Here is a 20,978-nt window from a genome sequence, read left to right on the forward strand (position 1 = left end):
CATTATGGCATCAACATACCGCCATTAACGTGCAGCGTTTGTCCTGTGATGTAACGCGCTTGGTCTGATGCCAAAAACAGCACCGCGTCTGCGATATCTTGTGCTTCGCCAAATTTACCGAGCGCGGTTTGCGCTTCAAACATTTTGCGCGTGTCTTCGGGCAGAGCACGAGTCATGTCGGTGTCAATAAAACCTGGGGCGACACAATTCACGGTAATGCCACGCGAACCCACTTCACGCGCCAATGATTTGCTAAACCCTTGCAGCGCAGCTTTGGCAGCGGCGTAGTTGGTTTGCCCTGCGTTGCCCATTGTGCCGACCACCGATGTAATCGTGATGATGCGACCTGCACGTTGTTTCATCATGCCGCGCATCACGGCTTTGCTGGCGCGATAAACGGATTTCAGGTTTACATTCATAATGTCGTCCCATTCATCGTCTTTCATACGCATCAATAAGTTATCGCGCGTGATGCCTGCGTTGTTGACCAAAATGTCCAATTTGCCAAATTCTTTTTCAATTTCGCTAATCAGGTTTTCAATGCCGTTTTCATCGGCGGCATTCAGGGCGCGACCTGTGCCGTTCCATTGCGCCAAACGCTCGGCAATGGCGGTTGCGCCATTTTCAGAAGTCGCCGTGCCGATAACGGTTGCGCCAGCTTGCGCCAATGTGTCGGCAATCGCTGCGCCAATGCCACGAGATGCGCCTGTTACCAGCGCGATTTTTCCTGTTAAATTTTGAGTTGTCATGTTGATTTTCCTTGTTGATTGAATGTGCAGGCTGCTTGTTTATGAAAATTTCACATAAACCAAAACGCCTTCGCCTATACTGATTGCCAGCCACAAAAATAGTTTGAGTTCCGCCCAAATATCATCGTAATACTGCCCACGCAATGCGCTGATAATATTGGGCGTAAACCAAAATTTGACACACGCGACAAAATCTTCCCAATCGCCAAAAAACAAATAAAACAGCATCATAGCCGTAATACAAGCTGCCAAAATAGAACAAGCGATGACCATGATTTTATCCCCAATGTGCAGGCTGCTTTTTACGAATGCGCTGCGATAAACTCTTCCACCGCCGCTTGTGAAGTCAAAGCCGTGCAAACCGCGTCTTTGTTGATGCGTTTTGCCAAACCTGCCAACACTTTTCCTGGCGAACATTCCGCCGATTGCGCGATGCCTTCGTTTACCAACAAATTCACCGTTTCTGTCCAACGAACTGGGCTGTACAACTGGCGCACCAAAGCGTCTTTGATTTGCGCGACATCGTTGTAGCTTGCCACGTCTGCATTGTGAATCACGCGGATTTGCGGTTGATTAAACGCCACATTTTGCAAATAGTCCGCCAATTTTTCCGCCGCAGGTTTCATCAATCGGCAATGCGACGGCACAGACACAGGCAACGGCAACGCGCGTTTCGCACCTGCTTCTTTGGCGGCTGACATGGCGCGTTCCACCGCCGCCGCGTTGCCTGCAATCACGATTTGACCGACTGAATTGTAATTCACGGCTTCGCACACTTCGCCTTGTTCCGCGTCCGCGCAAATTTGGCGCACCACGTCATCGTCCAAACCCAAAATCGCTGCCATTGCGCCCACGCCTTGCGGTACGGCAGATTGCATTAACTCGGCACGCACGCGCACCAATTTCACGGCATCGGCAAAGTGCAGGCTGCCTGCGGCAACCAAAGCCGAATATTCGCCCAAACTATGCCCTGCAACCACGCTCGGTGCTTTGCCACCTGCCGCCAAATAGGCACGATAAGTCGCCACACCAGCCGCTAGCATAAGCGGTTGCGTGTTTACGGTTTGCGCGATGATGTCGGCATTGTCGCCGTTCATCATCGCCCACAAATCTTCGTTTAACGCGGCAGACGCTTCGTCAAAGGTTTCGCGCACCACGTTTTCGCCGTCAAAGCCGTTCATCATATTCAAACTTTGCGAGCCTTGTCCTGCAAAAAAAAATGCAAAAGTCATGTTGTTGTCCTTATTCAACATAGAGTGAAAAATCAGTTGGCATCATAGCATATTCGGCGGCAAACAAGGCAGCCTGCGTTTGTTGCCATGCGCTATCGGTGGGCGCGTGAATGCTGATGTTTTGCTGCGAAATGGGGTCGGTAAAGTGCAGGCTGCTGGCGTGCAAAAGCAGCCTGCGGTTGCTACAAAATTGATTAACAGCTTGATTTTGATGCAAATCACCATGCGTGGTATCGCCCACAATCGGGTGAAAAATGTGTTTCATGTGGCGGCGGATTTGGTGTTTGCGCCCTGTTTTGGGCGTGATGTGCAGCAACGAATAACGCGATGTGGCATAACGCGCACTGCTGGCAAACGGGCATTCGCTGCGCTGCAAAGTTTGGTATTCGGTGCAAGCTGCTTGCGCGGTTTTGTCGCTTTGAGCGTGCATATCGGCGATTTTGTCTAGCTGTTCTTTGAGCGGATAATCAATGCAGCCTACATTTTCTGTCCAGCCACGCACGATTGCCAAATAGTGCTTGCGGATTTGTTTTTGCTCAAATTGTTGCGTGAACCAACGCGCTGCTTCGCTGTTCAACGCCCACAACATCGCGCCCGAAGTCGGCTTGTCCAAACGATGAACAGGATAAACCAACTGCCCAAGCTGGTCGCGCAGGGTTTGCATTAAAAACACGGTTTCTTGGCTGTCGAGCCGCGAGCGGTGTACCAACATACCTGCTGGTTTGTTCACGACAACATAGTGTTCGGTTTGGGTTAGGATTTCAATCATGGTGGATAGGGTAATCGGAGAGCAGATTCAAGCGTGGGTACGGCGGCGCAACGCCGTGTTCTGACCACATCTGAAAAATAAAAAGCAGCCTGCACTTTTTGTAAATACAATGTGCAGGCTGCTTTTTCTGTTCAAAACGGCTATTCAAATTCCCAGCTGCCTTGCCCTTGACTTAACAGTTTTTTGGCTTCGACAGCGCAAGGGTGTTCGGATTCGGCGGCAATGTACAAATAGTCGCCACCGTGAATCACATCGGCTTTCAAGCCATTTTCGCCATTCCAATACATGCGACCTAGCAAGTACGCCGCTAGCGGATAGCCCACATTCGCGGCTTCGGTTAAGCGGTCAATATTGCCTGCACGATAGGCGGCTTGTTGGATTTCGTCTTCTTCCAAATAGCCGTGTTCCGATGCTTCTTGATACAAGCGAATGGCTTTTTGTGGGTCGGTTTGCTCCACGCCCATGCCCAAGCGATAGCATTCTGCCAAATGGTATTTTGCCGAGTCGATGCGCGTCCAGTTTTGTTTAACCACTGCCGAAAAGCATTCAAACGCCTGCTTGAAATCGGGTTCGCTGCTGTGTTTGGACACATAATCGCTCATTAGACGATGGTTGTTGAAATGTCCATAGCGATAATAAATCCCCAAATCCAAAATCGCGCTGTTCAAGCCCATCGACGCGGCTTTGCTTAACAACATCAATGCCATGTCATCATCGGGTGCAACGCCAATGCCTTCAATATAGCATTTTGCCAAGCGATATGCGCCAAATGCGCTACCTGCTTCGGCTGCGTGACGGAAACATTCGGCGGCATAACGCATGTTTTGTACATTGGTGTCGCTGGCGGCATACATCATGCCAATTTCTACCCAAGATGGGGCATGCCCTTGTTGCGCGGCAGCACGGAAACATTTAGCAGCTCTGTCCATTTTTTCGGCATCGCGCTGCCACAAACCAATGGCAAACGTGGCGGCTGGATTGCCATTTTGTGCCATATTCACAACGGCATGACGGAAGATTTCATTGTTGATTTTATTGGGATATTCGTATTCTTCGCTAACTTGGCGCACACGAATTTCGCCTTTTTTACGCAACCATTCGCGCACATATTGTCCATCGCGAAACAGCGGACTTAAATTGCTGTAAACCAAAGATTGGTCGAGCATAATCGCGGTTTTGAAATAGGTTTTTTGGCTACCATCAGGTTCGGTATGCACAAAAGTTTCGTATGCGGGTTGTTCGTCCAAGTCGGCATTGGCAGCCACCAGCACCACACCCAATGGGCTACCGTCTTCGTAATACATAGGTTGCCACACCTTTGCTACTTCTGCACTCACAACGCGCCCATCGTGTTCGCGCAAACGCAAAACGATGTCGCCACGTTGTACCAATGTATCATCGGTATAGACAAGTGGCTGAGTAGAAGAGGAAAAAATATTGGCGTATTGCATAATTCTAGTCTTTTCTATATTTACAGACATAAGTGCCGATATTATACGACTTTGTGTCCTTTTCAAGCAATAAATCAGCCAAGCGACTGACTATCTAAAAGCAGCCTGCACTGTGTTCGTACACAATTTTTGCCAGCGCGTCCAAAAAATCGGGATTGTCGTTCAAACACGGAATGTAGTGAAATTGCGTGCCACCTGCTGCGTGGAATTGTTCGCGTCCTGCAATGGCGATTTCTTCCATTGTTTCCAAGCAATCGGACACAAAAGCGGGGCAAATCACGTCTAGTTTTTCTACGCCGTGTTTTTTGGGCAACTCGGTAAACAGGTCTTGCGTGGACGGTGCAACCCATTTGGCTTTACCAAATTGGCTTTGGAACGAGACGATGTAATCTTGTTCGCGCAAACCCAACTGTTCGGCAACCAAACGGGCGGTTTCTTTGCATTCGTATGGGTAGGGGTCGCCCAAATCGTGTTGGCGTTGCGGAATGCCGTGAAAGCTGAACATGAGTTTGTCGCCTGCACCATGTTCGGCACGGTAGCGGCGAATTTGGTTGGCAAGGGCTTTAATGTATTCGGGGTGGCGATAAAATCGCGAAATGCTACACACCGACATTTGATTGCGTTGTTGCAGCAATTCTTGCCACACTTTGTCCAATGCTGCGCCTGTGCTGCTGCCTGCGTATTGCGGATACAATGGCAACACAATCAATCGCCCTACACCTTTACTTTTGAGCGCGGCAATGCTTTCGGCAACGCTGGGCTTGCCATAAGTCATGGCAAAATCCACATGAACATAAGGCGGCAAGCGGTGGCGCAGACCTTCGGCTTGGCGTTGGGTAAACACCATCAGCGGCGAGCCTTCTTTTAGCCAGATTTTTTGATAGGCGTGCGCGCTTTTTTTGGCACGAAACGGCAAAATCAAGCCACGCAAAATCGGTTGCCACAACCATTTGGGCAATTCTACGACACGGTGGTCAGACAAAAATTGACGCAAATAAGGGCGAATGGCTTGGGGTGTAGGTGCGCTAGGCGTTCCCAAGTTAATCAGTAAAACGCCTATTTTTTCTTGTTCGCCAAATGGGACTGGGTATTCGGTTTGAAAAGTCATCTCAAAGTATCCATAAAAAAGGAAAAGCAGCCTGCACGTTTAATCAACAAAAAATGTGCAGGCTGCTTTTGAAGATTAGACAACCACGTCAGGTAAAGTCATCTCCAACACCGTTTGCGTTTGTGCAGCACGGAAATCGGCTAATTTTTGTGCCAACTCCGCATCTTGATTTGCCAGCAGCGACACGGCAAATAAAGCGGCATTGGCTGCACCTGCTTCGCCAATCGCAAAAGTGGCAACAGGCACGCCTTTGGGCATTTGCACGATAGACAGCAGCGAATCTTCGCCACGCAAATATTTGCTCGGTACAGGCACGCCCAACACGGGCAAGGTGGTTTGCGATGCCACCATTCCAGGTAAGTGCGCTGCACCGCCCGCCCCTGCGATAATCGCTTGCAAACCGCGACTTTGAGCGGATTTGGCGTATTCAAACATCAAATCGGGCGTGCGATGTGCGGACACAACTTTGGCTTCGTATGCCACGCCAAATTGTTCCAAAATTTTGGCAGCGTTTTCCATCACATTCCAATCGCTGTTGCTGCCCATGATGATACCAACTTTAACCATTGCGCGTGTTCCTTGTTGGATTTATTTAAAGAAATCACCAAAACCAGGTGGCAAACCTTGTGTGAATTGCGACATACGCGCCGATGTGGTTTGCTCGGCTTTTTCGTGGGCATCGGCAATGGCTGCCAAGATTAAATCTTCCAGCATTTCTTTGTCGTCTGCGGCTTCGCTAATCAAATCGGGGCTAATGTCCAAGCTGGTAATCACGTGGCTGCACGTTGAGCGCACTTTAACCAATCCATTGCCTGCTTGACCTTCTACTTCGGTTTGTGCCAACTCGGCTTGGGCTTTTTTCATATTGTCTTGCATTTTTTGGGCTTGTTGCATTAAGCCGCCCAGTCCTGCTTTTCCGAACATTTTGGGTTTCCTTGTTAATGTAAATTTCAGTTTAATTTAATTTAATTTAAAAAGCAGCCTGCATTTTATTTTCGGCGTGCAGGCTGCTTGCCGTGATTTTCAAGCGCGAAAGTATAACACTCTATGCTTTAACTCAACACATAATCTTGCACCGCTAACGCGGGGGGAATGGGTTGGTTAAGCGTTGTCAAGATTTCGCGCTCAATCATGCGTGTCATAAAATCCAGCGGTAAATCATTGGCTTGCTTACCAAATGGCTCTTCCAGTTGTGCACTCAATGCGTCCAATCCCAAAAACAAATACACCAACCACGCCACCAATACAGGCGACCAAATTCCCAGCGTGCTGTGTAAACCAAATGGCAACATCACGCAAAAGCTATAAATGGTGCGGTGCAGCATCACGGAATACGAAAACGGCAAAGGCGTGCTGGCGATGCGTTCGCAGTTGGATTGCACGCTACCGAGTTTTTCCAAATGCGCGGTTAGTGCGGCATAGACAATATCGCTCAAATGCCCATCGCGCAGATTGTAGATTAACTGCTGCTGCATATTTTCAAGCACCAGTTGCGGCGGATTGATGTGTTCACCCAGCGATTGAATGCGTTTGTATCGCGCATTGAGTTTGTCGTATTGCAGAAACAAATCGGGATTGGCGGCTTGATAGCGCAATCGGTCACGCAGTAATTTGGTAAACAAAATGCTTTGTTGCAAAAACAATTCGCGTTCGTCATCGGGCAAAATGTGGCTATCGCGTACTAAATGACGTTGAGTGGCGATGAGTATGCCCCATTGTTTGCGCCCTTCCCACCAGCGTTCGTAGCAAGCGTTGTTGCGAAAACCCAAGAAAATGGACAGCACAATGCCAAAAATACTGAACCCCAGCACAGGCGGTTCGGGCAACACAAACCACGCGCGTTCTGCCGCTTGCTCCAACACCAGCGAAATGCTGCTCAACACAATAATGGACGGCAAAATAGTCGGCAAAATCGTGCCACGCCACGCCAGCAGTAGGGTTAAGCCATTGCGTTTATCGCGTACAATCATGAGCTTACACCAATTCTATTTCTAAATTATCAATCAAGCGCGTACTGCCTAAACGTGCTGCTGCCAACACCACCAGTTTTTTATCGCCCAAACGCGCAACGTGCAGGCTGCTTGCTTCGCGGATTTCTACATAATCCACTTGCCAACCATACGAAATCAATACATCTTTGGCAGCGTTTTCCAATTCGCTATATGCTTGATTGCCTGCGCGAATTTCATCGGCAATCCATGTTAATTGTTGATACAAACGCGGTGCTTCGACGCGTTCGTCTGCGCTCAAATATTGGTTGCGGCTGGACAGAGCCAAGCCATCATCAGCGCGTCCCGTGTCCACAGGCACAATGCGAATCGGCATATTTAAATCGGCAACCATGCCTTGAATAATCGCCAACTGCTGATAGTCTTTTTTGCCAAAACAGGCGACGTCTGCCTGCACAATGTTGAACAATTTGGTTACAACCGTTGCCACGCCACGAAAGTGATTGGGACGAAATGCACCACACAATTCGTTTTGCAAATGTGGCGGTTCAACTTGGTATTGCTGGCTGACGTTGGGATACAGTTCGCGTTCATCGGGCGCAAACAACACCGTCACGCCTGCATCGCGCAATTTAGCGGCATCTTGCTCCAACGTGCGCGGATATTTATCAAAATCTTCGCCTTGACCAAATTGCAGGCGATTAACAAAAATGCTCACGACAACGTGTTCGGCTTCTTGTTTGGCGCGTTGCACCAGCGATAAATGTCCTTCGTGCAGGTTGCCCATGGTTGGCACAAATGCCACGCTGCCTACGGTTTTGCACCATTGACGCAGGGCTTCAATGCTGTGAATGATTTGCATGATGTTGGCTTTCTGTTGTAGAGCGGGGTCTTGACCCCGACAGTTATGTATATTATTCGGATTGTGTCAGGATCGAGACCCCAACCTACGTTTTAACGCAAAGTGCAGGCTGCTTTTTCAATATTTAAAAGCAGCCTGCACTTTATTTCAGATTACTCGTCTGCTATTTTTTGCGAACCTTGTTCGGTTGGTACTTGGGCGCGTAAACCGTCAATATAGGCTTCGGCAAGTGCACTACCGCGAACTTGGGCGATTTCTGCTTTAATGGCATTCAAAATTTTCGGGTCGTTCAACGTGGCAATACTCTTCACCTCCACCAACTCCACCATGCCACCGCGCTCTACCACCGCAAAAGCAGGTTTGCCATTTTTCGGTTGCGCGGCAATAAATTGAGCATAATCTTGCGGCAAAATTAACGCCTGCACTTGCATCGGCACAACTTTTTGCTCTGGCATCCACGCCAAAGTTGGCGTTTCGCCCTTACGCAAGGCTTCAACTGCTTTTTGCGCCGCTTCACGCGCTAAACGCACACTTTCCGAACGCACCCAATCTGCCTGCACACGTTCACGCACATTTGCCAACGGTTCTGTGCCTGCTGCACGGGTTTCAGTCGGGCGAACAAACCACGTTGCGCCGTCTGCCGAAATTGCATCAGACGTTTGTTTTTTGCTGAATATTTCATCGCTCAACGCCGCATCTACCACCGCGGTTGGCACTTTCAATTCCGCTGCATTAGCGCGAGTCAGCCATTCGCCTTGTTTTTGCACTGTCAAACCAAATTTGCTGGCGGCGGCTGCCAAATCGTTGTTGCTGGCAAACACAGCTTCGCTCAATTCATCGCGCATTTTGTTGTAGGCTTGTTGCGCTTTTTTCTCTTGCAACTCGCGGCGCACACGTTCGGTCAAAGCCGCTACATCGATCGCTTGAATATCGGTTACGCGCACAATGTGGTAGCCAAAATCGGTTTCCACCACACCGCTCACTTCGCCTTCGCCCAGTTTAAATGCCGCTTCTTCCAACGCAGGGGCTGGCAATGAACCGTCTTTGGCAAAATTACCCAACTCGCCGCCCGATTGCGCCGAGCCTGCATCTTGCGAATATTGTTTGGCTAAATCAGCAAATTTTTCAGGCGCGGCTTGCGCTTCTTTTGCCACTTGTTCGGCTTGCGCTTTGGCTTTACTGCGCGTGGCTTCGTCTGCCGATTTGGGTGCTTCAATCAAAATATGTGCGATTTTACGTGTTGGTTTGGCATTGGCTTGCGCGTCTTTCAAAGCAGCCTGCACTTCGGCATCGCTCACGGTTTGTTTGTCCAACAAATCTTTGGGCGACAACACAATATAATCGTATTTCACGCCCTGCTGCAAAGCATAAGTTTGCTTGTTGGCATCGTAGAATTTTTGCAGACTTGCGTCATCGATTTTCACGTCTTTTGCGTAATTTTCGGGATTGAAGACGCTGGTACGAATGGTGCGTTCAGCAAATCGCGCGTTCACAAACTGCATGGCTTGCTCATCGCTAACCGTGCCTTGATTGAGCGTGTTGAGCAGCACAGTCAAAGTCAAACGCTCGCGTTCTTGCGCCATAAATTGCTCTTCGCTCAAATGCGTTTGCTGCAAAAAGGCTTGGAATTTAGCTGGGTCAAACTTGCCATTAGCATCGTGAAATTCGGGCGTATCCACCACCGCTTGTTTGATTTGCGCATCGGAAACCACAATGCCCAAGCGTTTTGCACCTTCTTGCAAATAGGCACGATTCAATAAAATTTGGAACACTTGATTGCGGTCGGCAACGCCACCCGATTGCTCGCTATTGCGAATGGCAATCTCCAAGGCATCGCGCGTAATATATTGGTCGCCCACACGGACAATGTAGTTTTTGTCGGTTGAAATATCAAAATTAGCCAAGCCAAATCCAATAAACGAAATACCAATCGCGCCCAACAATAATTGCGCTGGCATGCGGTATTTTTCAATAATATGAAACATAAAGTGATTCTCAAAAAGTAATGTGATTTTATAGTGGTTTAAATTTAGATTAGGACAAGGCGACAACGACCGCCGTGTACAGCTAGTACATAAGGGAGTTGGCAACGCCGTACTAATCTAAATTTAAATCACTATAATGACTTCGCGCGAAAAGCAGCCTGCATATTGTTAGGCGCGAAAAATGGGCGGATTATAGCAGAAAACGAATGTGCAGGCTGCTTTTAGAATAGCTCCAAAGCAGCCTGCACATTTTCCGCTACACGATTCTACATCGCCCCATAATTTGGGCCACCGCCGCCTTCTGGGCAATTCCATTGAATATTCTGCGTTGGGTCTTTGATGTCGCACGTTTTACAATGAATGCAGTTTGCGGCGTTGATTTGCAAACGCGGTTCTGCGCCCTGCTCTTGCACGATTTCGTACACGCCTGCTGGGCAATAGCGCGTTTCAGGGCTGGCGTATTGCTGCCAATTGACTGCAATCGCGTCATCTGGGCGCAACAGTTGCAAATGTGCAGGCTGGTTTTCTTCGTGCGACACATTTGCCAAAAACACGCTGCTCAATCGGTCAAACGTCAATTTGCCGTCTGGTTTGGGGTAATCAATCGGTGTGCAATTTGCCGCCAGTTGCAGGCTGCTTGCATCGCTGCCGTGGTGCTTCAACGTCCAAGGCGTTCTGCCTTTGAACACATATTGTTCCAACGCAGTGTATGCCATCGCAGGCAACAAGCCCCATTTGAACGCAGGACGAATGTTTCTCGCGGCGCGCAATTCTTGGTATAACCAACTGTTTTCAAACAAACCTTGATAACGCGCTGCGGTTTTGCCGTGTGCAGGCTGCTCTTGTTCGCTGTTTTCCAGCAATGGGAAAATCGCTTCGGCTGCCAACATTGCCGATTTCATTGCCGTGTGGCTACCTTTAATGCGTGGCACGTTCAAAAAGCCAGCCGCATCGCCCACCAACGCGCCACCAGCAAAACTCAATTTTGGCAAACTTTGCAAACCGCCCTCCACCAAAGCGCGTGCGCCATAAGCGATTCGGCGACCACCTTCCAACATGGCGCGAACTTTGGGGTGCAATTTCAAGCGTTGCAACTCTTCAAATGGCGACAAATACGGATTTTGATAATCCAGCCCCACCACCAAACCCAGCGCGATTTGATTGTTGTCCAAATGATAAATAAACGAACCGCCATAAGTTTGGCTATCCAACGGATAACCCATAGTATGAATCACCGTGCCTGCGCGACATTGTTCGGCTGGCACTTCCCAAATTTCCTTGATGCCCAAGCCATACGTTTGCGCTTGGCAATGTTTATCTAATTGAAATTGCTTGATGATTTGTTTGCTCAACGAGCCACGCGCCCCTTCGGCAAAAATTGTTTGTTGCGCGTGCAATTCCATGCCAAGCTGAAACGAATCGGTTGGCTCGCCATCTTTGCCCACGCCCATATTGCCCGTTGCCACACCTTTTACCGCGCCATTTTCGTGATACAACACTTCGGCAGCGGCAAAACCTGCGTAAATTTCCACGCCCAACTGCTCGGCTTGTTCCGCCAACCATTTGCACAACAAACCCAAGCTAATAATATAGTTGCCATGATTTTGAAAACTGGGCGGCACAATCGGCATTTGCCACGATTTGTCTTGCGTTAAAAACCAGATTTCATCGTGTTCCACCGAGCGTTGCAGCGGTGCGCCCAATTCTTGCCAGTTGGGGAACAGTTCGCTCAATGCACGTGGGTCAATCACCGCGCCTGATAAAGTGTGCGCGCCCACTTCGCTGCCTTTTTCCAACACGCACACGCTGATTTCATGCTCTTGTTTGGCGGCAAGTTGTTTCAAGCGAATGGCTGCCGACAAGCCTGCCACACCTGCGCCCACAATCACGACATCGTATGCCATGCTGTCACGTTCTAGTTCTTGGGTCATTTGTGTATTCCTTTTTTGTTTTTTATAGTGGTTTAAATTTAGATTAGGACAAGGCGACAACGACCGCCGTGTACGCGTAGTACATAAGGGAGTTGGCAACGCCGTACTAATCTAAATTTAAATCACTATATTTTGTTGATTAAATGTGCAGGCTGCTTGTTCTGTATGCACTCATGCCTACAACAAAGCAGCCTGCACTTTTCATATTTTTTATCTTATTGATTTAAATCGGCTTAAATCGCGCCAAATACACCACGCACGCCACCACAAACATCGCCGCGCCATACGCAATCCACGCTTTTGTTGTACGCGCTGGGCTACGAATCGCAAAAATACCGCACACCATATACGTTACCACCAAGCACAATTTCACGCCCAGCCATTTACTTGCGCCAAACGGAGCCCACTTCGCAATCACCATCATCATCATGCCTGTAAACAGCAAAATACTGTCGTTAATGTGCGGCACAATGCGCCACAGCAAATGCAATGGTTTTTGTGGCTGCATAAATTTCAGCCAAAATTTAATATTGAACAAAATAATGCTCAACGTAATCAAAAAAACGTGCGTATGTTTAATGGGAATATACAAACTTTCCATATTATTCAATCCTTTACTTTTAAACCAATTTTTCTATCGCCAACAATATGGGCGGACAATTTTGCTTATTGATAAATTCGTAGCGCAAAACGCGGAAGCGATTGTGTGGCAGGCTGCTGGCATAGTCAAGCAACGCCTGCATTTCGGGTTTGCCAGCCGCATGACCGCTATACAACACCGCGCACACTATGCCCTGCGCTTGCAATGCGTCCAAAGCAGCCTGCACCGCGGCAACGCTGGTTTGCGCTTGCGTGGTAATGCTTTTGTCGCCACGTGGCAAGTAGCCAAAATTAAACACCGCTGCCGACAAGGGCTGCGAGATATATTGCGCCGCGTGTTGATGTCCGTCCTGAATCAGCTGCACGCGGTCAGTCAAACCCAGTTGTAACAGGCGATTTTGTGTGGCTTCAATCGCCGCTCTTTGAATGTCAAACGCCACTACCCTGCCCGATTCGCCCACGCATTGCGCCAAAAATGCCGTGTCATACCCATTGCCAGCCGTGCCGTCCATGACCGTATCGCCCACGCGAATGTGTTGGCGCAACAACTCGTGCGTAAACGGCAAAATATCCAACAACGCCATGCTGCTTACTCGCTGTCCAATGCTGCCACTGCGCTTTTGAGCCGTTGCAGCGTGATGTGGCGAAAATCGCCCAGCGCGTTAAATATCGCGTCCTCGCTCAAAATGCTGTATTCGCCAGCCGTTTGCGTATCAAACACCGCGCCTTGTTGCTCGGCTTCCATCAACGCCATATAGCTGCCATCGGTGTAAAACGCTTCCAGTTGCGCCACCAAGTTGGCAGCTCGTTTATAACGCGCCAAATCGGCTTGCAACTGCGGCAAAAGCTGCGTCCATTCGCGGTATAATGCCTGCACGCGGTTGATTTCATCTTGTTGATTTTTCATCATAAACCCAATTCATTCAAGAAACGAATATCGTCCGCCCAACCCGATTTCACTTTCACCCAAACTTTCAAAAACACTTTGCAATCAAATAGTTTTTCCATATCCAAACGCGCTTCGGTGGACATTTTTTTCAGTTTTTCGCCACCTTTGCCGATGACAATCGGTTTTTGGTTTTCCTTGTCCACCAAAACCGCGATATAAATGTGATACATACCGTTTTCTTCTTTAAATTGCTCCACTTCCACATTCATCGCGTACGGCAATTCTTCGCCCAAATAGCGGAACAATTTTTCGCGCACAATTTCCATCGCCAAGAAACGGCTGGATTTATCCGTAACCATGTCTTCGGGGTACATCGGCACACTTTCAGGCAGGAACGGTTTCAGCGTTTCCAACAAATTCGCAATGCGTAAACCGTGTTTTGCGCTCACGACTTCCACCGCCGCAAATTCGTATTCTGCGCGAACTTGCTCAATAAACGCATTGAGCGCGAGTTTGTCTTTCGCCTTATCTTTATCAATTTTGTTTACCACCAACACAACAGGCGTATTTTTCGGCAACTGTTTCAACACCGTGCGGTCAGCTTCCGTGAATCGCATCGCTTCCAATACAAACGCAATCGCATCAACGCCACTCATCGCTTCGGTTACATTCAAATTCAAGCGGTCATTCAAAGCGTTACGATGGTCGGTTTGAAAGCCTGGGGTATCCACAAACACAAATTGCGCCGTATCATCCGTGTAAATCCCCGTTACTTTATGGCGCGTGGTTTGCGCTTTTTTGCTGGTAATGCTGATTTTCTGCCCAATTAAATGGTTCATCAGCGTGGATTTGCCCACATTCGGACGACCCACAATCGCAATAAATCCGCAGCGATAATTTTGCGCAGCGGCTTGTTCTTTGGCTAAAAATTCTTCTACGTTCATAATATTTACTTTCTGTTTTATTTGGATTGATTGAAATGGCTCGCCCATTTAGGCAATCCCCATGCGAATACACACCCATGCCACCCCACGCAATCCAAACCGACACAAACAAATCAATCGGATAATGCATACCCAATCGCACGCGGCTATACAACGTTGCCACCGCCCAAATCAACAAAGCAGCCTGCACACCACATCAAATGAAAATACAGGCTGCTTTTCATCGCACCATTCAAATACGGCGCAGGATTAACCGCTTTGCCATTAAGTCGCACTTCAAAATGCAGCGCACTTCGTCCATCGGCACGAGCGGTATTGCCAACCGTTGCCACAGGCTGACCGCGCTTCACTCGCGCATTTTTGCCCACCAACAAAGTTTGATTGTGCGCGTATGCCGTAATCAGTTGATTGCTATGCTGAATCAACATCAATTTGCCATAGCCGCGCAAGCCTTCGCCAGCATAAATAACCATGCCGTCCGCCGCCGCCAACACGTTTGACCCTTGCGGTGCGGCAATTTGAATACTGCGCGTGCTATCGGAATACGACTGAATAATCGTACCGTCCGCCACAGGCATCAGCAGAGAAGTCGCGCTTGCAGGCTGCTTGCTGCTGGTGCTGCTGCGAGCGGTGCTTTTTTGTACGCGCAACATTTGTCCTGCGCGAATATGGTCGCCATTCAGTTGATTCCACGATTTGAGATTGGCAACCGACACGCCATATCTTTGCCCGATGCGATACAAATTATCGCCCGCTTTCACGCAATAAAAGCCCATGCTGGGCGAATTGCACGAACCGCTTGCCGTGTTATTGGACACGCCCGAACACGCCGACAGCAGCAGGCTAATCGCCAATACATAAATCATTGAAAAATTAGGTAAACGCATTACGCATACTCCTTAAAAAGCAGCCTGCACTTGGCTCGGCTGGATATTTACGGTTTTTTACGCCTTGTTTCGCAGACATTATCTTGTTTTCACACAAACTTGGCTTTATCTTTGCGACTTGGCACCGACTGTAAAACAAAGGACAACACCATGCAATTTATCGGCATTTTTTTCTTGATTTCCATTGCGCTGGAAATTTTATCTATTATTCTGGTTAGCAAAATGATTGGCGGATTAGCCGCTTTTGCTTTGATTATTTTGAGCTTTTTTGTTGGCTCGTTTCTGATTCGCCGCAATGCAGGCATCAGCAAAGTGCTTATGGCGGGCGAATTGCTGCGAAACAAAGGGCAAATTTCATGGTATCAAATGCTGCTGCCGATTCGCATTCCCATGGCGGGTTTTTTGCTGATGATTCCGGGTTTCTTGTCTAGCATTGTTGCGCTGTTGTTGCTGATTCCGTTTAAGGGCAAACCGATTGCCAGCACGCAAAATCAAGCCCATTTTGAGCAACATTTTGCCTACGGACAGCGCAGTCAATCCAGCAAACCGCATGACGATGACATTATTGACGGCGATTTTGTGGTGCAGCCCAAATCCAACGATAACACACCAGCCAAGTTAGAAAATCGCTCGTAAACCATTTAAAAAGCAGCCTGCACCCTATTTTTAAAAAGTGCAGGCTGCTTTTATGGTTTAAATATCAATATTTTGAGCAATCAGCGCATTCGCTTCAATAAAGTTACGGCGCGGCTCAACTTCATCGCCCATCAACGTAACAAACGTTTCATCAGCCGCAATCGCATCTTCAATTCGCACTTTCAACAAACGGCGCACTTCAGGATTCATCGTTGTTTCCCAAAGCTGTTCAGGGTTCATCTCGCCTAAACCTTTATAGCGTTGAATCATCATGCCTTTTTGCGCGTTTTGCAACAAAATATCCAACGCTTGCTCAAATGAAGTAACGTGTTGCGCTTCGCCTTCACCCTTGAACAAATCCGCGCCGCTTGCATCAATCAAATCACGTTGCTGTTGCGCCGTTTTCAGCAAAATTTGATAAGCCTTGCTGTCCACAAATTTTTGGTCAAGATACGAAATCGCCATATTGCCGTGTAATTGGCGTGTGATTTTGATGAAATGACCGCCTTCGTTGCCGACAACGTGTTCCAGCGCAATTTCCTGTTTTTCCAAAACCACATTCAACGCGCTAATGGCTGCCTGAACGCTGTTTTCCGTTGTAAAATCAATCGGTTCAATATCAATCAAAGCGCGTAACACCGCCGAATCAATTACACGACTTTCTTCCGCAATCGTATTTTTTGCGCGTAAAAATTGTTTCGCCACACGCAACAATTCCGCGCCTTCCAACACACGGCTGCCTGAAACAATTTTCGCCTTATCTACCGCCAAGCCCAGCAAAAATTCATCTTTTTCCTGCTCATCTTTCAGGTAGCGTTCCTGCTTGCCATGTTTTGCCTTGTAAAGCGGCGGTTGCGCGATGTAAACATAGCCACGCTCAATCAATTCAGGCATTTGGCGATAGAAGAACGTCAGCAACAGCGTGCGAATATGTGCGCCGTCCACGTCCGCATCGGTCATGATGATGATGCGATGATAGCGCAATTTTTCCAGATTAAATTCTTCCTTACCAATGCTCGTACCCAACGCAGTAATCAGCGTCGCCACTTCCTGACTCGCCAACATACGCTCAAAACGCGCACGTTCCACATTCAAAATTTTACCTTTCAACGGCAAAATCGCTTGGAATTTACGGTCGCGCCCTTGTTTCGCCGAACCGCCTGCGGAATCGCCCTCCACAAGATAAAGTTCTGATAACGCAGGGTCTTTTTCTTGGCAATCTGCTAATTTGCCAGGTAAGCCCAAGCCGTCCATTACACCCTTACGGCGCGTCATTTCACGCGCTTTTCGTGCCGCTTCACGCGCACGCGCTGCTTCCACGATTTTGCCGCAAATGATTTTCGCATCATTCGGATTTTCTTCCAAAAACTCAAACAAGGCTTGCGATAACACTTCATTCACAACAGGCGCGATTTCGCTAGACACCAATTTATCTTTGGTTTGCGAACTGAATTTCGGGTCAGGTAATTTCACGGATAACACGCAAGTCAAACCCTCGCGCATATCATCGCCCGATGTGTCAATTTTCGCCTTTTTCGCGATTTCATTTTTATCAATATAATTGTTGATTGTGCGCGTCATCACTTGGCGCAACGCCGTCAAATGCGTACCGCCGTCGCGTTGCGGAATGTTGTTGGTAAAACATTGCACCGATTCTTGGTAACTTTCGTTCCATTGCATCGCGCATTCCACAGTCATGCCGTCTTTTTCGCCAATCGCGTAAAACACTTTGTCATGTAACGGTTTTTTGCTGCCAGTCGTGTATTGCACAAAACCGACTACACCGCCGCTTTCGGCAAAATTTTCGTGTTTGCCGTCGCGTTTATCAAACAATTCAATTTTGACACCATTGTTTAAAAATGATAATTCGCGGATACGTTTGGCGAGCGTTTCAAATTTGTATTGCACCAAACCAAACGTTTCTTCGCTAGCTAAAAATTGAACGCGCGTGCCGTGTTTGTTCGGGTCGCAATCGCCCACGACTTTGAGCGGCTCTACTGTTTCGCCGCGATGAAATTCCACAAAATGCTCTTTGCCGTCGCGCCAAATCGTCAATTTCAGCCAATCCGACAGCGCATTCACCACAGACACGCCCACGCCGTGCAAACCGCCCGACACTTTGTAGCTGTTGTTATCAAATTTACCGCCTGCGTGCAAAATCGTCATAATCACTTCGGCAGCAGAACGCCCTTCTTTGGGGTGAATGCCTGTGGGAATGCCGCGCCCGTTGTCTTCAATCGTAATGGATTCATCGGCGTTAATGGCTACGGTGATGTTGTCGCAATGCCCTGCGAGTGCTTCGTCAATGGCGTTGTCCAGCACTTCAAACACCATGTGGTGCAAGCCCGAGCCGTCTTGCGTGTCGCCGATGTACATACCTGGGCGTTTGCGGACGGCTTCCAAGCCTTCTAATACTTGAATGCTGTCTGCGCCGTATTCTTGTTGGGGGGTTTGTTGAGATTGAGCTTGTTCGGTCATGTTGATGTCTTGTAACAGAAATTTAAATTGAAAATGTGCAGGCTGCTTTGAATCCTATCATGCACAAAATTCTGCCATTATACCCGATTTTGCCTATTTATTGCCTGCTGATTACCGACAAATTGCGTATAATGCGCCTTTCTTTTGCGCTCAAAAAACACCACTATGAAATGGCTTTCTCGTTTTTCCACCATTGCCAAAACGGTTTACCACTATGGCTTAACCGACATGATTTTGCCGCACGTTCGCGCCACTTGGTTACGCCAATTATTGTGCAGGCTGCCTGCGTCCAAACGCTTTGCCAGCGAGCCCTTGCCTGTGCGATTGCGTTTGGCGTTGGAAAGTTTAGGCCCGATTTTTGTTAAACTGGGTCAAGTGCTGTCCACGCGCCCCGACTTGCTGCCTGCTGCCTACGCGCAAGAATTGTCCAAACTGCAAGACAAAGTCCCACCATTTGACATTGACTTATCGCGCCAACAAATCGAACAATCGCTGGGCAAACCCATTCACGAATTGTATGCCGATTTTGACCCACAGCCCGTTGCCAGCGCGTCTATTGCCCAAGTGCATCGCGCTACTTTGTTTACAGGCGAAGCGGTTGCCGTCAAAGTGTTGCGCCCCAATTTAACCAAAATCATTGAACAAGATTTGGCGTTAATGCGATTGGGTGCAGGCTGCATTGAACGCTTGTTTGCCGATGGAAAACGCCTAAAACCACGCGAAGTGGTTGCCGAGTTTGATAAATATTTGCACGATGAACTGGATTTGCTGCGCGAAGCCGCCAATGCCAGCCAGTTGCGCCGCAATTTTGAAAACAGCGATATGCTGATTGTGCCGCAAGTGTATTTTGATTATTGCAGTCGCGAAGTTTTGACGATTGAATGGATGGACGGCACGCCCATTTCCGACATTGACCGCCTGCGCGAACAAAACATTGACTTGCACAAACTCGCCACGTTTGGCGTAGAAATCTTTTTTACCCAAGTGTTTAAACACGGTTTTTTTCATGCCGATATGCACCCTGGGAATATTTTAGTTGCGCCAGACGGACGCTATATTGCGCTAGATTTTGGCATTGTCGGCAGCCTGACGGACTACGACAAACGCTATTTGGCGATTAACTTTTTGGCGTTTTTTAACCGCGATTACCACCGAGTTGCCACCGCGCACATTGAATCGGGCTGGGTGCCGCCACAAACTCGCGCCGAAGATTTAGAATCTGCCGTTCGCGCTGTTTGCGAGCCGATTTTCAATAAACCGTTGGCAGAAATTTCGTTTGGTATTGTGTTGATGCGTTTGTTTGAAACCAGTCGCCGTTTTAATGTAGAAATTCAACCGCAGTTGGTGTTGCTACAAAAAACCCTGCTCAATATTGAAGGCTTGGGGCGACAACTAGACCCAAATTTAGATTTATGGCAAACCGCGCGTCCGTTTTTGATTAAATGGATGGATTCACAAATTGGCGTACGCGCCCTGTTACGCAATCTAAAAGACGAAGCCCCTGATTGGGCGGAAATCTTACCCAGCTTGCCACGCAAAATCAACGCGCTGGTTGATGAAGCACGACAAAAAGAAATGCGCGATGCGTATATTCACTTAATCGCCAGCCAACGCCGCCAGAATTTTTGGCTGGGCATGATTGCGTTGGTTTTGTTGTTGATTTTGTTGTTTAAATAAAAAGCAGCCTGCACTCAACTATCATGTTCACCGACACCCATTGCCACCTTGCCGACCCTGCTTTACGGTGCAGGCTGCCCGATATTTTCGCCCAAGCCCAGCAATCAGGCATCACAGGCATGATTGTGCCAACTGCCGAGCCAAACGATTGGGCGCACCTATCCGATTTGTTGTGCCAGTCCATGATTCGCGCTGGTGCAATAGGCATACACCCGTGGTTTGTGCAAACCGAAAGTGCAGGCTGCTTGGCGGATTTGGCACAATATTTGCAACACAATCCACGCTTATGGCTAGGCGAAATCGGCTTGGATTTTTACGACAAAAGTCAGCCAGAAACACAAAGCAGCCTGCAAATTCAACTGTTTGAAGCGCAACTAGATTTAGCGCAACAACATCAACGCCCGATTATTTTGCACAATCTCAAAGCCACCGCCGCCATTGTTCGCAGCCTGCAACGCACCCAATTTACGCAAGGCGGCATTGCCCACGCTTTTTCGGGCAGCATGGAAGAAGCCAAATTGCTGTTGCGACACGGTTTCAAAATTGGCATCGGCACGCTGCTGCTCAATCCCCACGCCAAAAAAGTCCGCCAACTCACCAGTCAGCTTGCGTTGAGCGATATTTTGTTGGAAACCGATAGCCCGTTTGGCATCAAAAATCAAATCAATACGCCAGCCAACTTGCTTGCCATTGCCCAACAAGTCGCCCAAATCCGCGCCCTTGCCCTGCCCGATTTGGCGCAACAATGCGAACAAAATCTGCAAACGCTATTGCCTTGCCCCTAACACAAGCATACAATCACTTTTCTTTTTTTAACCCACTAATAAGAAG

The 20,978-nt window shown here is 48.4% G+C and carries 21 protein-coding genes; 3 read left to right on the plus strand and 18 right to left on the minus strand.

Features of this window, described 5'->3' with window-relative positions; all coding sequences use genetic code 11:
* Positions 1 to 2: 2 nt before the first annotated feature.
* The 17 genes from fabG to BQ5809_RS09815 all read right to left on the minus strand — a co-directional run bounded on the left by fabG (position 3) and on the right by BQ5809_RS09815 (position 15,356).
* Complete coding sequence (gene fabG, locus BQ5809_RS09735; protein WP_003786654.1) at positions 3 to 749, minus strand: 3-oxoacyl-ACP reductase FabG; 747 nt, start codon at positions 747 to 749, stop codon at positions 3 to 5.
* Positions 750 to 788: 39 nt separating this feature from the next.
* Positions 789 to 1,109 (minus strand): hypothetical protein, encoded by a 321-nt coding sequence (locus BQ5809_RS09740; protein ID WP_407928294.1) that lies wholly within the window; start codon positions 1,107 to 1,109, stop codon positions 789 to 791.
* Positions 1,052 to 1,981, minus strand: coding sequence for an ACP S-malonyltransferase (gene fabD / locus BQ5809_RS09745; RefSeq protein WP_032827704.1), 930 nt, complete (start codon positions 1,979 to 1,981; stop codon positions 1,052 to 1,054). The genes BQ5809_RS09740 and fabD overlap by 58 nt, the downstream gene beginning before the upstream one ends.
* A gap of 10 nt (positions 1,982 to 1,991) precedes the next feature.
* Entirely contained in the window at positions 1,992 to 2,750 is a 759-nt protein-coding gene (truC, locus tag BQ5809_RS09750; protein WP_003786648.1) for a tRNA pseudouridine(65) synthase TruC, read from the minus strand.
* 140 nt (positions 2,751 to 2,890) lie between these two features.
* Positions 2,891 to 4,201 (minus strand): tetratricopeptide repeat protein, encoded by a 1,311-nt coding sequence (locus tag BQ5809_RS09755; RefSeq protein WP_003790254.1) that lies wholly within the window; start codon positions 4,199 to 4,201, stop codon positions 2,891 to 2,893.
* A gap of 94 nt (positions 4,202 to 4,295) precedes the next feature.
* Positions 4,296 to 5,309 (minus strand): ferrochelatase, encoded by a 1,014-nt coding sequence (gene hemH, locus BQ5809_RS09760; RefSeq protein ID WP_003786642.1) that lies wholly within the window; start codon positions 5,307 to 5,309, stop codon positions 4,296 to 4,298.
* A gap of 75 nt (positions 5,310 to 5,384) precedes the next feature.
* Positions 5,385 to 5,876: a 5-(carboxyamino)imidazole ribonucleotide mutase gene (gene purE / locus BQ5809_RS09765; RefSeq protein WP_003786639.1), complete on the minus strand. Its 492-nt coding sequence runs from the start codon at positions 5,874 to 5,876 to the stop codon at positions 5,385 to 5,387.
* 21 nt (positions 5,877 to 5,897) lie between these two features.
* Entirely contained in the window at positions 5,898 to 6,233 is a 336-nt protein-coding gene (locus tag BQ5809_RS09770; protein ID WP_003786638.1) for a YbaB/EbfC family nucleoid-associated protein, read from the minus strand.
* Between the two features lie 128 nt (positions 6,234 to 6,361).
* A complete protein-coding gene (locus BQ5809_RS09775) occupies positions 6,362 to 7,279 on the minus strand; it encodes a bestrophin family protein (RefSeq protein ID WP_003786635.1) in 918 nt (305 codons plus the stop codon).
* Positions 7,280 to 7,283: 4 nt separating this feature from the next.
* Complete coding sequence (gene panC / locus BQ5809_RS09780) at positions 7,284 to 8,120, minus strand: pantoate--beta-alanine ligase (protein ID WP_003786633.1); 837 nt, start codon at positions 8,118 to 8,120, stop codon at positions 7,284 to 7,286.
* Between the two features lie 152 nt (positions 8,121 to 8,272).
* Positions 8,273 to 10,105: a SurA N-terminal domain-containing protein gene (locus tag BQ5809_RS09785; RefSeq protein ID WP_003786631.1), complete on the minus strand. Its 1,833-nt coding sequence runs from the start codon at positions 10,103 to 10,105 to the stop codon at positions 8,273 to 8,275.
* Positions 10,106 to 10,371: 266 nt separating this feature from the next.
* Positions 10,372 to 12,036, minus strand: a complete 1,665-nt coding sequence (locus tag BQ5809_RS09790) for an electron transfer flavoprotein-ubiquinone oxidoreductase (protein WP_003786629.1) — start codon at positions 12,034 to 12,036, stop codon at positions 10,372 to 10,374.
* Between the two features lie 223 nt (positions 12,037 to 12,259).
* A complete protein-coding gene (locus tag BQ5809_RS09795; RefSeq protein ID WP_003786628.1) occupies positions 12,260 to 12,637 on the minus strand; it encodes a SirB2 family protein in 378 nt (125 codons plus the stop codon).
* A 19-nt stretch (positions 12,638 to 12,656) separates the two neighbouring features.
* A complete protein-coding gene (mnmM, locus tag BQ5809_RS09800) occupies positions 12,657 to 13,220 on the minus strand; it encodes a tRNA 5-(aminomethyl)-2-thiouridylate-methyltransferase MnmM (RefSeq protein ID WP_003786626.1) in 564 nt (187 codons plus the stop codon).
* A 5-nt stretch (positions 13,221 to 13,225) separates the two neighbouring features.
* Positions 13,226 to 13,546 (minus strand): DUF4298 domain-containing protein, encoded by a 321-nt coding sequence (locus BQ5809_RS09805; protein WP_003786623.1) that lies wholly within the window; start codon positions 13,544 to 13,546, stop codon positions 13,226 to 13,228.
* Positions 13,543 to 14,469 carry a GTPase Era gene (gene era / locus BQ5809_RS09810; RefSeq protein WP_003790235.1) on the minus strand — a complete coding sequence of 309 codons (927 nt, stop codon included), beginning with the start codon at positions 14,467 to 14,469 and terminating at the stop codon, positions 13,543 to 13,545. Before era ends, BQ5809_RS09805 begins: the two co-directional genes overlap by 4 nt.
* Before the next feature lie 146 nt (positions 14,470 to 14,615).
* Positions 14,616 to 15,356 carry a M23 family metallopeptidase gene (locus tag BQ5809_RS09815; RefSeq protein WP_003786619.1) on the minus strand — a complete coding sequence of 247 codons (741 nt, stop codon included), beginning with the start codon at positions 15,354 to 15,356 and terminating at the stop codon, positions 14,616 to 14,618.
* 150 nt (positions 15,357 to 15,506) lie between these two features.
* Here BQ5809_RS09815 and BQ5809_RS09820 point away from each other — a divergent pair, with 150 nt between their 5' ends.
* Positions 15,507 to 15,992 (plus strand): FxsA family protein, encoded by a 486-nt coding sequence (locus BQ5809_RS09820; RefSeq protein WP_003786616.1) that lies wholly within the window; start codon positions 15,507 to 15,509, stop codon positions 15,990 to 15,992.
* A 57-nt stretch (positions 15,993 to 16,049) separates the two neighbouring features.
* On the opposite strand, the gene gyrB is transcribed toward BQ5809_RS09820, so the two are convergent.
* Entirely contained in the window at positions 16,050 to 18,470 is a 2,421-nt protein-coding gene (gene gyrB / locus BQ5809_RS09825; protein WP_003786614.1) for a DNA topoisomerase (ATP-hydrolyzing) subunit B, read from the minus strand.
* A 165-nt stretch (positions 18,471 to 18,635) separates the two neighbouring features.
* Between gyrB and ubiB the strand changes: the two genes are divergently transcribed.
* Both ubiB and BQ5809_RS09835 read left to right on the plus strand, forming a co-directional pair.
* Complete coding sequence (gene ubiB / locus BQ5809_RS09830) at positions 18,636 to 20,147, plus strand: ubiquinone biosynthesis regulatory protein kinase UbiB (RefSeq protein ID WP_032827702.1); 1,512 nt, start codon at positions 18,636 to 18,638, stop codon at positions 20,145 to 20,147.
* 23 nt (positions 20,148 to 20,170) lie between these two features.
* A complete protein-coding gene (locus BQ5809_RS09835) occupies positions 20,171 to 20,932 on the plus strand; it encodes a TatD family hydrolase (RefSeq protein ID WP_003786609.1) in 762 nt (253 codons plus the stop codon).
* Positions 20,933 to 20,978: the final 46 nt, after the last annotated feature.

This window comes from Kingella kingae ATCC 23330 (assembly GCF_900111845.1).
In the GTDB taxonomy this organism is placed as follows: domain Bacteria; phylum Pseudomonadota; class Gammaproteobacteria; order Burkholderiales; family Neisseriaceae; genus Kingella; species Kingella kingae.